The 14116-nt window shown below is 44.7% G+C and carries 16 protein-coding genes and 1 pseudogene; 9 read left to right on the top strand and 8 right to left on the bottom strand.

Translation table 11 applies throughout. The features are described 5' to 3' along the window. Nucleotides 1–24 precede the first annotated feature (24 nt). Nucleotides 25–948, top strand: a complete 924-nt coding sequence (locus tag APB76_RS01150) for a WavE lipopolysaccharide synthesis family protein (protein ID WP_054962654.1) — start codon at nt 25–27, stop codon at nt 946–948. A gap of 374 nt (nt 949–1322) precedes the next feature. Further along, nucleotides 1323–1526 (top strand): annotated as a pseudogene (locus APB76_RS23520) (CatB-related O-acetyltransferase); the annotation flags it as partial. A 179-nt stretch (nt 1527–1705) separates the two neighbouring features. On the opposite strand, the gene APB76_RS01140 reads toward APB76_RS23520, so the two are convergent. Both APB76_RS01140 and APB76_RS01135 read right to left on the bottom strand, forming a co-directional pair. Further along, nucleotides 1706–2434, bottom strand: a complete 729-nt coding sequence (locus APB76_RS01140) for a glycosyltransferase family 25 protein (RefSeq protein ID WP_054962655.1) — start codon at nt 2432–2434, stop codon at nt 1706–1708. 8 nt (nt 2435–2442) lie between these two features. Beyond that, the gene (locus APB76_RS01135; RefSeq protein ID WP_054962656.1) at nt 2443–3132 is read right to left on the bottom strand and encodes a 3-deoxy-D-manno-octulosonic acid kinase; all 690 of its coding nucleotides are present in this window, start codon (nt 3130–3132) and stop codon (nt 2443–2445) included. Between the two features lie 93 nt (nt 3133–3225). Between APB76_RS01135 and APB76_RS01130 the strand changes: the two genes are divergently transcribed. Both APB76_RS01130 and APB76_RS01125 read left to right on the top strand, forming a co-directional pair. Next, nucleotides 3226–4305: a glycosyltransferase family 9 protein gene (locus APB76_RS01130; protein ID WP_054962657.1), complete on the top strand. Its 1080-nt coding sequence runs from the start codon at nt 3226–3228 to the stop codon at nt 4303–4305. Further along, on the top strand, nt 4302–5087 hold the full coding sequence (locus tag APB76_RS01125; protein WP_054962658.1) for a glycosyltransferase family 2 protein: 786 nt from the start codon (nt 4302–4304) through the stop codon (nt 5085–5087). Before APB76_RS01130 ends, APB76_RS01125 begins: the two co-directional genes overlap by 4 nt. 40 nt (nt 5088–5127) lie before the next feature. Here the strand turns inward: APB76_RS01125 and APB76_RS01120 are convergent, their stop codons facing one another. Next, nucleotides 5128–6162 (bottom strand): glycosyltransferase family 9 protein, encoded by a 1035-nt coding sequence (locus APB76_RS01120; RefSeq protein ID WP_054962659.1) that lies wholly within the window; start codon nt 6160–6162, stop codon nt 5128–5130. A gap of 106 nt (nt 6163–6268) precedes the next feature. Here APB76_RS01120 and coaD point away from each other — a divergent pair, with 106 nt between their 5' ends. Further along, entirely contained in the window at nt 6269–6763 is a 495-nt protein-coding gene (gene coaD / locus APB76_RS01115) for a pantetheine-phosphate adenylyltransferase (protein ID WP_049844167.1), read from the top strand. Between the two features lie 180 nt (nt 6764–6943). Here the strand turns inward: coaD and mutM are convergent, their stop codons facing one another. The 5 genes from mutM to radC form a co-directional block, all read right to left on the bottom strand. Then, nucleotides 6944–7750: a bifunctional DNA-formamidopyrimidine glycosylase/DNA-(apurinic or apyrimidinic site) lyase gene (gene mutM, locus APB76_RS01110; protein WP_049844166.1), complete on the bottom strand. Its 807-nt coding sequence runs from the start codon at nt 7748–7750 to the stop codon at nt 6944–6946. Nucleotides 7751–7787: 37 nt separating this feature from the next. Next, complete coding sequence (locus tag APB76_RS01105) at nt 7788–8270, bottom strand: hypothetical protein (protein ID WP_049844165.1); 483 nt, start codon at nt 8268–8270, stop codon at nt 7788–7790. A 322-nt stretch (nt 8271–8592) separates the two neighbouring features. Further along, nucleotides 8593–8763, bottom strand: coding sequence for a 50S ribosomal protein L33 (gene rpmG / locus APB76_RS01100; protein WP_004410866.1), 171 nt, complete (start codon nt 8761–8763; stop codon nt 8593–8595). Nucleotides 8764–8776: 13 nt separating this feature from the next. Continuing rightward, complete coding sequence (rpmB, locus tag APB76_RS01095) at nt 8777–9013, bottom strand: 50S ribosomal protein L28 (RefSeq protein WP_004743834.1); 237 nt, start codon at nt 9011–9013, stop codon at nt 8777–8779. A 276-nt stretch (nt 9014–9289) separates the two neighbouring features. Beyond that, entirely contained in the window at nt 9290–9958 is a 669-nt protein-coding gene (radC, locus tag APB76_RS01090) for a RadC family protein (protein ID WP_074181681.1), read from the bottom strand. Between the two features lie 239 nt (nt 9959–10197). Between radC and coaBC the strand changes: the two genes are divergently transcribed. From coaBC to lpxM, 4 genes are all read left to right on the top strand, one after another. Continuing rightward, a complete protein-coding gene (gene coaBC, locus APB76_RS01085) occupies nt 10198–11403 on the top strand; it encodes a bifunctional phosphopantothenoylcysteine decarboxylase/phosphopantothenate--cysteine ligase CoaBC (protein ID WP_054962660.1) in 1206 nt (401 codons plus the stop codon). Nucleotides 11404–11524: 121 nt separating this feature from the next. Next, nucleotides 11525–12115 carry a nucleoid occlusion factor SlmA gene (gene slmA / locus APB76_RS01080; RefSeq protein ID WP_004743839.1) on the top strand — a complete coding sequence of 197 codons (591 nt, stop codon included), beginning with the start codon at nt 11525–11527 and terminating at the stop codon, nt 12113–12115. A 5-nt stretch (nt 12116–12120) separates the two neighbouring features. Continuing rightward, on the top strand, nt 12121–13071 hold the full coding sequence (locus tag APB76_RS01075) for a Kdo(2)-lipid IV(A) acyltransferase (protein WP_054962661.1): 951 nt from the start codon (nt 12121–12123) through the stop codon (nt 13069–13071). Between the two features lie 15 nt (nt 13072–13086). Then, nucleotides 13087–14079, top strand: coding sequence for a lauroyl-Kdo(2)-lipid IV(A) myristoyltransferase (gene lpxM / locus APB76_RS01070; RefSeq protein ID WP_054962662.1), 993 nt, complete (start codon nt 13087–13089; stop codon nt 14077–14079). The last annotated feature ends 37 nt before the right edge of the window (nt 14080–14116 follow it).

Raw genomic sequence — 14116 nt, 5'->3', positions numbered from 1 at the left:
AGGCTCATTCGATAACAGACGCCCATGACTATTGCAGACCAAGACATTACATTCGTTGTTCAAGGTCCTATCCAAGCGACCTCAGGGCGCGATCAAATTAAAGGGATAACCGAACAATGTTTGGATTCCATTAGGTACCACTTCCCTGAGTCTAAAATCGTTCTATCGACATGGAAAGAGCAGCCTCATCAAGGCTTAGATTATGACCTAGTGCTTGAGCTTGACGACCCAGGACCTAACTTCATTTATCATGGTGATGAACGAATTCAACTGAACAATAATCGCCAGTTGTATAGCTCATACATGGGATTAGCTACAGCTGAAACTAAGTTCGCCGTGAAGATGAGGACCGATAATCTAGTGACAAGCAGAGGCTTTGTTGAACTGTATGAGAAATATTCAGGAACAACGAGAGAAAGCAAACATGCCTTGCTAAACTCACGTGTAGTTACTAGTAGTACGTTCTTTATTTCATCTCATGCGGGAAGAGAGGTCCATTTTCATAAAAGCGATCTGTTTGATTTTGGTGAAACTGCGGATTTGCTAAAAATTTGGAACGAGAACTTTGTACCTGAATTGCGCTTTAATAAAGTGTCTGGCTACAAATCTCGCTATCCTGCAACAGAGCAATTTTTATGCTTGAGTTGGATTTCTCACTTGTTAGGCATTGACTACATGCTCAATACTAAAGCAGGAGATCACGCTGGTCTTGGGAAAGAATATTGGAAGAAATTTATTGCCAATAACCTCATTGTCGATTTACCCGAAAACATTGGCCTAGATGTTACTGAGCGCTTTTATAATCGAGGTAACTTAGCTCTGGAAATTGATCTTGCAGACTGGAAAGAGTTTTCTGGTATCGAAAACAGAGCTTGGGATAATAAGCGCCTCAAACGAGCTTTAAAAAAGTATGAGTCTCAGGTGCTACGCTTTTTTAGATATGAGTAATAGTCATGCATAATCGGAAATTTTTCCTATCGCTACAGCAACGAAAACAAATCAAAGCCCTCAACATTACTTTATCTTCCCGTCATTACTGGGGAAAAGTATCCGCTTGCGAACACCCTACAGTCATTGAAGAATCATGTACCTACCCAAAGTCTAAATACGTTTGGTGTATGGGAAGCTTCTCCTATTCCCACTCAGTCCTTCCAAACTATGCAACAGTGGGGAGATATACCTCAATCGCAAAAGGCTTGGAAATAATGGGGTTTCAACACCCTATAGAAAGAATTACAACTAGTCCAATCACATATTGTAATCTTTTTGGGGTGAACTCTGGGAAAGTCCAAACCTACTCTTCGCCTGAAGAAGACAAACTCATAATAGGCAATGATGTTTGGATTGGGCAAAACGTAACGCTTAAGCCAGGAATAACAATCTCTGATGGTGCTGTCATTGCGGCCAACGCAGTTGTTACCAAGGATGTTCCCCCTTACGCGATTGTTGGGGGTATACCGGCCAAGATAATACGCTACCGCTTTGATAAAGAGCTAGTAAAAAAGCTCTTAGAGACTAAATGGTGGGAATACTCTTACTTGGATTTTGATGACCTCTCTTTCAAAGATAATGCCGACGACTTTCTTAGTTCACTAATAACCCAAATAGAGGCCGGAGAACTCACTCAGTTCAAGGCCAGAAAAATTACCCTTTAGACTCCTCTTAGTTATGAAGCATCGCGGATACTTCATGACTAAGTAAGATATCACTTTCTTAATTGCTTCAACATTCTTCGATTCCAGTAAGACATTAGCAAAAACCGATAGAATCTGTGTAGCTCTCTCGTCACCTTGAAGATAAGAGGGACTTTCTGTAACTTAGACAACCCTTGGATAGTACTTTCCATATCATTTGGCGCATAAATCGCGTAAGGGATAACGCCCACACTTGGCACACCATGCAAGTAGGTTTCAGAAATAAAATTGTCTACTGCACATATCCAACGCTCACTAGCTTGTAAGAACTTTCTAGCCGCAACTGGTGTCAACATATACCCCGTAGCGCCTTTTGAGTTATCCAACCACAGTACTTTCTGTACGATTTCATCAAACCCTAAGTTTAGGCTTTCCGTATACTGTGGCTCAAGGCGCACATAATCAAAACTTTTCGCCATTTTACCTAAATGGGAAATGATATCACCAAAGTATCTCGTTGTCTTGAAGTCATCTTCTAAGATGACAATCGGCTCATCAAGTGCGATACACTGTTGCCAAAGTGAATAGTGACTTGCGTATACACCCCTTTCACCTAGAGTTAAAGGTCTGCTTCTAAAGAGCTTTCTATGGTTATCATCGATTCTCTTCTCTAAGCTTTCAGGTAGACCTTCACGGCCATTTATGGCATCAAAAAACTGAAATGAGACACCATTAAGCTCTTGTTTAACTCGCTCCCTTCTTTCAACGGAACCAATCAAACTGATAACAAAAATCTTCATATGCTTACCTAAATACCTAAATTTTTCCAATCACCCTGAGACCACTTTATCTGTCTCTTACCCACTTCTTTCTCAAAAGAGCGCTTTAGTCTTGCTAAATTGCTCTGCTTCCACTCATTACCAGATTGTTGGTGGCATTTATCGAAGTCGATAATCCAAACTTTTCCGTCATCATCAAGCAAGATGTTGTGGATATTGAGATCAGTGTGGTTCACTTGCGCATCATGCATCTTACGGATTTCTTGACCAATTTTCTGATATATTCCTGCAGAAAGCGGCTTTTCTATCAGAATCGATACCAAATCTCTGGCATTAGGTATCTTTTCACTCAATAAATCGGCCGTATAACTCAAGCCATTTTTGATAGCACGGGCGGCAATAGGGGTAGGGACGTTGACACCCCCTTGGATTAGCGTATTCAAGAGCTGAAACTCTTGGTAGCTACGTGTTTGCTCCCAGCCTGAAAAACGGTAGCTGTCTTTAACCAATTTGCCAAATAGACCACCACGACGATAGTGTCTCAGCGCCGCAGGCATTGACTCGGTTTGTACAAACCAAGTTGTACCACGGCCTTGAGCACTACCAATGACTTTACCATTTTGCTGCCAATAGCTTGGTTCAAAAACTTGTTTAGGGTCTTCTTTGAGTAGCTCTTCGTCATACCATATGGTCTGATTATCAAACTGCAAAGTCTTCATAAATGGTGATCTCTCATTTTATTTGCGCCGCCATTTTACATTTATTAAGCCTCTCTGCATAATCTTGGCTAATACTCGATAATTGAAATCACTATGCCACTTTTTTCCTCTGCTCCTAAATCTCTCTGCGTACTACGTTTGTCTGCGATTGGTGATGTCTGTAATACCGTTGCTGCTGTGCAAGCGATACAGCGCCAGTGGTCTGAGACTGAAATTGTCTGGGTCACAGGCAAACTGGAAGCGAAGCTAATTGAAGATTTAGACAACGTCAAAGTGGTCGTGTTTGATAAAAAAGAAGGCTGGGCAGGCTATAAATCGCTGTGGCGCGAGCTAAAGGATTACCGGTTCGATGCTCTCCTGCATATGCAATACGCATTTAGAGCCAGCATTGCGACCTTAGGTATTAAGGCAAAATACAAACTTGGCTTTGATTCGACGCGCAGCCAAGACTTTCAAAACTTGTTTACCAATGTCAAAGTCCCCTCCCCGCCAACCATGCACGTTCTCGATGGGTTACTTGTCTTTGGTGAAACACTCGGTGTACAAGATATGTCACCGAAATGGCGGATTGACTACTCTGCGGATGATTTAACCTGGGCAACAGCTCAACTTAATGCTACCAAACCAAACCTAGTGATTGTTCCGGCAGCGAGCAAAACCTATAAAAACTGGACAGCAGAAGGCTATGCCAAGCTGATTAAGCACGCCCATCTATCAGACTGGAATATTATTTTAGCTGGTAGTCCTGCTCAGGTTGAGCTAGACCTTGCCGAGCAAGTCGAAAAGCTGATTGATGTTAATGTGAACAATCAGGTTGGTAAAAGCTCTCTAAAAGAGATGTTAGCTCTATTGGATAAAGCCAATCTTGTTGTTGCACCAGATACAGGCCCAGCCCATATGGCTAATGCGGTTAACACCCCTGTTATTGGTCTTTATGCCCACCACAATCCAGAGCGAACAGGGCCTTATCAGTATCGCCAATATGTTGTGTCTGCCTATGAAGAAGCTATTCATGCAGAGACAGGCAAAGCTTCAAAAGAGTTGAGCTGGCGGGCACGAGTGAAAGACAAAAACGCCATGCAGCGTATTGAGGCTCAGCAAGTTATCGCTATGTTTGATAAAGTAGTCGCAGATCTAAACCTACCGTCATCCACTCCAGAGGAATCCTTGTGAGTAAACCAACTATTGCCGTTGCACTGATCGTAAAAAACGAAGCGCAGCATCTTAAAGCTTGTTTGGAAACCGTCCATGACTGGGTTGATGAAATTGTCGTCCTCGATTCTGGAAGTACGGACAAAACAGAACAAGTGGCGCGAACTTTTACCAACAAGTTTTTCGTCAATCAAGAGTGGCCAGGATTTGGGCCTCAACGCCGTATCGCACAATCTTATGTCGAATCAGATTATATTCTATGGCTCGATGCTGATGAGCGTGTCACACCCGAACTAAAACAGAGCATTTTAGCTGCGGTTGCTAACAACGAACCTTCGACCATCTATCAAACAGCGCGCTTAAGTTGGGTATTTGGTCGTTATATTCGTCATTGTGGCTGGTATCCAGATCGCGTTCTGCGCTTATATCCAACGAAGCTGACTCAGTACAATGATGCCTTGGTACATGAGAAAGTCGAAGTAACTGGGGAGATGAAGGTTGAAAACCTTACTGGTGACCTGATTCACTTTACCTACAATGATATGAACCATTATTTGGTTAAGTCCGCAGGCTATGCGAAAGCGTGGGCAGAGCAGCGAGAGAAAAAGGGTAAAAAGAGCAGCATCTCACAAGGTATTCTTCATGCATTGGGATGCTTTTTGAAAATGTATGTCGTTAAGGCCGGCTTCTTAGATGGTAAACAGGGCTTTCTGTTATCTCTACTCTCTGCGCATTCAACCTTTGTCAAATATGCTGATTTATGGATTCGAACAGAAACTGATAAAATGCCGGAGAAGTTTTAGAGACTCTGATGCAAAGACGACCCAGTCAGGTCGTCTTTTTCTATGCTAATTTATCCGTAGCCCAAGGCTGTAACTCTTCCAACACCTTACTTATGTCGATACGCGCCATATCTTCCTGACCCGCTTTATCATCGGCTTGCGGTGGGCAAAAAGCGATATGCTTCCCTTCCGCATTGATCGGTTGCCAACGTAGTGGCGTGGCAGAACGTTTACTTGGGAAGAAGCCAACAGTAGGGACATCAATCGCAGCTGCTATGTGCAGCGGACCGGTAGAGCCAGCAATAAACATATCTGCACATGCAATCGAGCAAGAGAAGTCAACTAAGCCATCATTCTTATCGTAAAGCACAGCACTTCGGCCACGCTCTGCCATCAGTTTTTGTAACTCAGCCGCTTTTTGTTCTTCACCTGGCCCAGCGGTTAAAACCACTTCAAATTCACCCGCTAAATCGCTGACAAGCTGTGTGTACTGCTCTAAAGAAAGATTATTTGCAGAGCCACCACTGCCAGCATGAACATATACCCAAGGCTGGTTTATATCTAATTCGAGTTGTTGCGCTAGCTTGTTTTTTTGCTGCTCTAACTGCTGCGAGCTAAATGATAAATAAGGTGCTGAAGGTTCAATGATAGGCTGGCCAATGTCACTTAAAAAGGCGCGAACAAGATCCAGGTTATATTCAAACTCTGGCTTAGCCGATTGAGAACGCTTTTGCTTAATGCGTTTGTTATAAAAGATCTGCGCGAGCTTAGTTGCAGGGGCTAAGCGATAAGGGATCTTGCCTTTCCAAACCAGCTTGGCATTGTAAGTGGTTGAGAACAGATTCATAGAAGCATCAAACTGCTCGAGACGAATCTGCTCAATCAGCTCATTTTGCGCCTGTTTAGTCCCCTTCTTTGTCGGGTCAACAAGCACATGGTCAATCCAAGGGCAGAGCTTAGCTAAAGCAACCGTATAGTTCGGCACCAGCGCAGTGATCTGGCAATCTGGCAGCGATGCTTTAAGCATGGCAAAGCTCGGCCATGCCAACATAAAGTCGCCGATTTTGTCGTTTCTCACTACCAGTATTTTTTTCATCACTTAATCCACGTCTATCTTTTGTGCCAATGATAACGGCTTCAGTGGGTAATTGTGAGCCTTTTTGTTAACATTGAATGAGATGGAATGATTAGAGAAGCGCACAGTGAGCCAAAAACGCCTATCCCGAGTAATCTATCCGGGAACATTTGATCCTATAACCAACGGTCACCTAGACCTGATCGAACGTGCCGCAGATATGTTTGATGAGGTGATCATCGCCGTTGCTGCTAGTCCAAGTAAAAACACCATGTTTACCTTGGATGAGCGTGTTCAGTTCGCTCAACAGGTGACTAAGCATTTAGACAACGTCAGCTCTAAAGGCTTTTCTGGTCTTATGGTTGATTTTGCCAAACAAGAGCAAGCCAACGTATTGATTCGTGGTCTGCGTACGACAGTCGACTTCGAGTACGAATTTGGTCTAACAAACATGTATCGCCGCCTTATGCCAGGTTTAGAGAGTGTATTCTTAACCCCAGCCGAAGAGCATGCTTTTATCTCTTCAACCATTGTTCGCGAGGTAGCCATTCACGGTGGTGACGTAACCAACTTTGTACCTAAAATAGTCGCGGAAGCGTTAAAAACCAAAGCACATGTTTAATGGGAAGCTGGAGAGCTAGGTTATTACGTTCTATCTCTCCTTAAAAACTAATCCTATCTTCCTTGTTGAAGCAAAGGTTCTACCACCTCACGGCTAGCAACCACCTCTCGGAGGACGAAGTCCGTTCCAGATTCTCGTAGGGCGCAGCCCGTTCACGAAGGACGCAGTCCGCTCTGCTCTCTATTTCTGACACTGATTGCAAAAAAACGTATTGCGCTGTCCGATCTTCTGCTCTTCGATGAGTTCACCACAAGTTGGGCATGGCTCACCTGCTTTGCCATAAACTTGCAGCTCTTGAGCAAAGTAACCTGGCTTTCCATCTGCTTGAGCGAAGTCTTTTAAGGTCGTTCCACCCTGTTTGATTGCAGTATCTAGTACTTGCTTAATCTCTTTAACCAACAGCTCCCACTCTTTCGCGGTAAGTTTTCCGGCAGGTCGCGTGGGATGGATACCGGAACTAAACAAAGATTCATTGGCGTAAATGTTTCCGACACCAACCACAACTTTGTTATCCATAATAAATTGCTTCACCGCAACACGTTTATTCGCGGCCTTTTCAGCAATGTAATCGGCATTGAATTCCGATGTTAGTGGCTCAGGCCCCATACTACCTAGTGCGGCGTGAGTACCATCTTCTGTCCATAGCCAAGCGCCAAAACGCCTTGGGTCGTTGTAGCGCAGCACCTTACCGTTAGTCAATTTCAGATCAACGTGATCGTGTTTAGCAGGTGAGATCTCAGCATCTAGCACTCTTAATGAACCAGACATCCCAAGGTGGACAATCGCACTACCGGCATCTGTTTCAATTAATAAATACTTGGCTCGACGAGAAATCCCCCGAATAACCTGCCCTTCCATTTTTTTCAGCTCTGCTGGAATATCCCAACGCAGCTTAGGGGTGCGAAATGTCAGTTTGGCCACCGTTTGACCAATTAAGTGAGGCGAGATCCCCATTCGGCTTACTTCAACTTCAGGTAATTCAGGCATCAGTTGTTCCTATCGCGTACAGCACAAAGTAGTGATATTACTGAGGCATAAGATAGCGAGGTTCGACCGAAATGGCTATCCACTTATCTTGCCAGTTTTTCAGCAACCAAAACTGTGGGGTTTGGTAATAGGTGATCCTTTGCGGCTCTTCCTGATCTAAATACCATGCTTCAATTGAACTTGGGCTACTAAGCTGAGGCTTTAAGCTATCGAAGTTATTTTGAGTCACTTCGGTTCCCACCAGATCAATCCAACGCTGAGCAAGTTCCTGTTCAGGAATAGCGGTATTCACTGTACTGCGCCAGCGACCTTGGTTTTTCTCCAGTGACCAATCAGAGAAATGTAATGCTTGTAGCTCTGCCTGAGGGTTCAACAGATATGGATAAGGGCTTTCAACCACCGTAGGCTCAAGTAGATAGGTTTTGATCAAAGTAGGAAGGTTAAGCAAAGCGATAAACGCAATAATGCCTAACATAAGGATATTGTTCCAACGTTTACGACGTGAAGGGGAAACTCGCATAGTGTCTGACTTCTCTGCCTTTAACTGACTCAAAAGTAGCAGAAAAGAGATAGATAGGCGAGAGATACGGGGTGCGGGGTGCGGGGTGCGGGGTGCGGGGTGCGGGATTATTTTGTCCTATTAGAAAACAAGTGCCGCTAGCAATTTTCGATAAGCCAACTACACATTTCTCTCGCAGGGCGAAGCCCGATCTCGGAGCACAGCGTTCTATAGGACGAAGGGCGTAGCCCGCTCCTTCACTCCAAAAAATAAAAAACCCAACCATATTGCTATGATTGGGTTTCAATTCACGCTTCCCGAAGGAAGTTCAAAGAAGAATCAATTACTTGATTTTAGCTTCTTTGTACATAACGTGCTGGCGAACTACTGGATCAAACTTTTTGATCTCAAATTTGCCTGGCATGTTACGTTTGTTCTTATCAGTCGTGTAGAAGTGACCAGTACCTGCAGAAGATACTAGACGGATTTTCTCACGTACGCCTTTCTTTGCCATTGTCTATTTCCTCTTAAACGTTTACGCCGTTTGCACGGATATCAACAAGAACAGCATCAATGCCTTTCTTATCGATGATACGCATACCTTTAGCAGATAGACGTAGTTTAACAAAACGTTTTTCGCTCTCTACCCAGAAACGATGAGTTTGTAGGTTCGGCAGAAAACGACGCTTAGTAGCATTGCGTGCGTGTGAACGGTTGTTACCCGTTACTGGACGCTTACCAGTTACTTGGCATACTCGTGACATGAATGTCTTCTCCAAAATCGTTTCAGCTCGATATCAACCTTGGTGGCCGAACCTCTCAGTTTCTAAATTAGAAGTTTGAGGTCTTATACCGCTATGGAAACCCATACAAGGCTATCAAAGGTCGCGCATTATACTAACTTGATTAGCATTGCTCAAGACCCGAACAGATCCTTTTTACAGGTTTTCGTGATCTTTTTTAGGCAGAGCTGATTTATGTGCTAAAAAATGTCGGGGGATTGTAGCAGAATTCAGCGAACTCACAACTAAAAATGTGATTTAAATCCAACCGCGCTCCGCAAAGGAAACAATCTCTCCATCGCCAACCACGAAGTGGTCTAGTACGCGAATGTCCACCAGCGCTAACGCATCACTGATTCGACGGGTTATTCGTCGATCGCTCTGGCTAGGCTCTGCAACGCCTGACGGGTGATTATGTGCCAAAATCAAGGCAGCAGAATTGTGCTCTAAAGCGCGCTTTACCACCTCGCGTGGATAAACTGATGCAGCATCTATCGTGCCTTGGAACAGAGACTCTCCACAGATCACTCGATGTTGATTGTCTAAAAAGAGCACAAAGAATTCTTCTCTCTGCTTATCTCTGAGTAGTCCAGATAGATAGAGCTTCGTTTGTTCAGGACTCGTCAAGGCATCACCACGCTTTAGCGTCTCTGCTAAGTAACGTTGGGTCATTTCTAGTACCGCTTGCAGTTGAACATATTTAGCGACACCGAGCCCTTTGTGACGACAAAATTGGTCTAAGTCCGCAGAAAAAAGCGCTCTGAGTGAGCCAAATTCCTTAATCAAATGGTCTGATAAAGCCAGAACATTCATCCCTTGGGTACCCGTTCTTAAAAATATTGCCAGTAGCTCGGCATCCGTTAACGATTGCGGGCCATGTGATAGAAGCTTTTCTCGTGGCATAGATTCTTTAGGTAAAGCGTTCATCTATATCCCATTCGTGCTGAACTCATCAAAAGTTAGAGTAAATAAAGAAGGCACCATAGATAAAACCGAGCAAGAGACAGTGCGATTAACTAAGCGCAGAGCTTGAAACACTGTAGCGATAGAGGTGTTGCAAACTTTGCACCAAATCAACTTTCAAATTTAATAACTCAGATAGCGACCCTAGGCACGTAAATATCAGCCGTGGTATCTTACGGGCAGAAATTTTAAGGAAGATCATCATGCAAACACTCGCAGGTAAAAAGATCCTATTAGGTATTAGTGGTGGTATCGCTGCTTACAAATGTGCCGAGCTGACTCGCCGCCTTATTGAACGTGGCGCGCAGGTTCAAGTGGTTATGACCAAAGCAGCTAAAGAATTTATTACCCCACTGACCATGCAGGCCGTCTCTGGCAGACCTGTCTCTGATAGCCTGCTCGATCCTGCTGCCGAAGCCTCTATGGGGCATATCGAGCTTGCCAAGTGGGCTGATCTTGTCTTACTTGCACCAGCAACCGCTGATTTAATTGCCCGCATGAGCGCAGGTATGGGTAATGATTTACTCACGACCTTGGTGCTTGCCACCGACTCACCAATTGCCGTCTCACCAGCAATGAATCAGCAGATGTATCGCAATATCGCAACCCAAGAGAACATCGCAACCCTTGCGCGTCGTGGTATGCATGTTTGGGGCCCTGCGGCAGGCGAACAAGCGTGCGGAGATGTGGGCCCTGGGCGCATGTTAGAGCCAATGCAGCTCGTCGAACGATGTGAACAGTTTTTTGCTGATAAGCCACTTAAAGGCAAATCAGTAGTGATTACGGCAGGTCCAACCCGTGAAGCGATCGATCCTGTGCGCTACATCTCTAACCACAGTTCTGGAAAAATGGGCTTTGCATTGGCGCAAGCTGCAGTAGCACAGGGAGCAAAAGTAACGCTCGTTTCTGGCCCAGTATCCCTTGCGACACCAACAGGTGTAGAGCGTATTGATGTCGACAGTGCGCAAAGCATGTATAACGCTGCGATCGAGCAAGCGAAAACTCATGACATCTTTATCGGCTGCGCCGCAGTTGCTGACTATCGCCCTGAATCCATCGCCGAGCAAAAAATCAAAAAGACCGATGATAGCGATCAAATGACCATCACTATGGTGAAGAATCCCGACATTATCGCTTCTGTCGCTGCTCTCAGTGAGTCTCGACCATTTACCGTTGGGTTTGCTGCCGAAACTAAAGACGTAGAACACTACGCATGTACAAAGCTCAGCAAGAAGAATCTTGATATGATTTGTGCTAACGATGTCTCTGTCGAAGGGCAAGGCTTCAATAGCAACGACAATGCAATCACCGTATACTGGAAAGATGGTAAGCAATCACTTACCCTTGCGTCGAAGCAACAAATTGCCTCGCAAATCATCATGACAATCGCGGACAAACTAGAAGCGTAAAGCTCATATTTATTCTCAACAAGAACAAACCTTCGCGATAAATGGAATCGTCATAAGTTGTTGGCTTTGAGCTGTTTTGCTCAAAGCTTTATTCAGAATGGTAACAATAAGGAAAAGGTTCATGGCCGGAACAAGAAAAACCAACCGCCGAGATGAAATTTTGCAAGCATTGGCTGAAATGCTGGAGTCCAACGAAGGCGCTTCACGCATTACTACCGCAAAACTCGCTAAGCAAGTTGGCGTTTCAGAAGCCGCTCTGTACAGACACTTTCCAAGTAAAGCGCGCATGTTCGAAGGCTTAATCGAGTTTATCGAAGAATCTTTAATGTCGCGTATCAACCGTATTCTGGATGAAGAGAAAGACACTCTGACTCGAATTCGACTCGTACTGCAATTGATTCTGGCCTTTGCTGAGCGCAATCCAGGTCTGAGCCGTATTTTGTCTGGTCACGCACTAATGTTTGAAAATGAACGCTTGCGTGACCGTATCAATCAGCTATTTGAGCGTATTGAAACCTCTATCCGTCAGATCCTACGTGAGCGTATGCTGCGTGAAGGAAAAGCATTTCCTGTTGATGAGAAGGTATTAGCTGCCCAACTGCTTGGTCAGGTAGAAGGAAGCTTAAACCGATTCGTTCGCTCAGACTTTAAATACCAACCGACTGCAAACTTTGAAGAGTACTGGGCACTTTTGAGTGCACAAATAAAGTAATCGCTATGAGTAAAGATAAGTACAATCAACCGCCACCTTTTACCCTTTCCTTACTGTCCCCAAAACACTGGGGAGTTTGGCTCGGCTTTGGACTGCTTGCCTTGATTGTCAACATTCTGCCTTACACTCTGTTATTACGTATAGGGCATAGTATAGGCCGCGTCGGCATGCGACTTGGTAAATCCCGCGTGCATGTAGCTAGAAGAAACTTCGAATTGGCCTTTCCTGAGATGCCTCAATCAGAAGTAGAAAAACTTGTCGAAGAAAACTTCAAAAATACCGGTATGGCATTAATTGAAACCGGAATCACTTGGTTTTGGCCAACCTGGCGATTTAAACGCATCCTCGTTGCCAAAGATATTGAAGAGCTAAAAACCCTTGATAAACAAGGCAAAGGTGTTCTACTTTGCTGCGTACACGCACTCAACCTTGAGATAACGGCACGTGCCTTTGGTGTATTAGGTTTACAAGGTTATGGCGCTTACCGTCCACATAGTAACGCTGCCTATGAGTTTATCCAGTACCGTGGTCGTTCTCGCAACGGCAACAAACTTATCTACCGTACTGATCTGAAACAGATGATTCGCGTACTGCGCCAAGGACACCGTCTGTTTTATCTGCCCGACCAAGATTACGGTCATAACAAATCTGTGTTTGTGCCTTTCTTTGCTGTTGAACAAGCCTGTACCACAACAGGAACTAGTATTCTTGCCTACACCAGTAAATGTGCCATTGTCCCAGGTTCAGGTTTTAGAAACGGCAAAGGGAAATATGAAATTATCGCCGACAGAAATATTGAACCTGACTACCCGAAAAAAGATGAAACCGCTGCAGCGGCGTATATGAATAAGTTTGTCGAGGAGCTTATTCTGCGTGCTCCTGAACAATGGATGTGGCTACACAAACGCTTTAAGTCACTACCAGACGAAACACTAACTAACTCACGTTATCAATAACATAGGCCCTGCTGAATGAGCACCAATGATAAAAACAGCATAGACAAGCATCTACATAACCCAACCTTTGAGTGGTCTTTTCTCCACCCTAAGCACTGGGGCACTTGGATAGGCCTCTTGTTTGCCGCGCTGTTTGCTTTTATCCCGTTTCGACTGCGCGATACCCTAGCTCGCAAGCTATCGGTGTTCGCTGTACGTAAAAATGGTCGCGTAGTACGTCGTGCGCGCGTAAATCTAAGATACTGTTTCCCTGAGAAATCTGAGCAAGAACGCCAACAAATCCTTGAAGAGACGTTCGTAAAAGCGGCGCAGTATCTACTCGGTTACTCTGAATTCTTAGTACGCTCGACCAAGCATAACCAAAATCGCGGAGTCATGATCGGAGAGGAAAATATCTTACCGCTATTAGATGCGGGCGAGAACGTGATTATCCTAGCACCACACGCTTGGGCTGTAGATTACCCTGCCGTTATGCTAGCTGCCAAAGGCTACAAGGTGACTACTATTATGAAGCCGCAGCGCAATCCAATTGGTGATTGGCTAATGCAGGTTCAGCGCATGCAGTATGGTGGTCGTATCTTTGCCCGCGAAGCGGGGGTGAAACCTTTCGTGCGCTCAATTAAAGATGGCTACTTAGGATACTGGCTGCCAGATGAAGACTTTGGCCCAGCCAACTCAGTATTTGTGCCTTTCTTTGGTACAGAGAAGGCTACATTAAAAGGCTTCGGTAAAATGGCTCGCTTGTCAAAAGCGAGAGTAGTCCCTGTACTTCCTGCCTATAACGATAAAACCGGCAAGTATGAAGTTCATATCCTGCCTGCGCTTGAAAACTTCCCAACAGGCGATGAAGAGGCCGATGCTCGCGCAATGAACCAAGCGATTGAAGACTTGGTTCGCCCACATCCGGAGCAATATATGTGGAACCTTTCGCTGCTAAAAACCCAACGCGATGGTCGTGAGATTTACGATAACTCACACCATGGTGATAAGGATGATATTGATAGCTAGAGATATGGAACAAAGAAGGGTTGACGTGAAAGCGTCA

It is taken from the genome of Vibrio bivalvicida (genome assembly GCF_001399455.2).
GTDB classification, from domain to species: Bacteria; Pseudomonadota; Gammaproteobacteria; order Enterobacterales; family Vibrionaceae; genus Vibrio; species Vibrio bivalvicida.
Note: the sequence above shows the minus strand (reverse complement) of the source record. Positions and strands in the feature narration are given on the sequence as shown.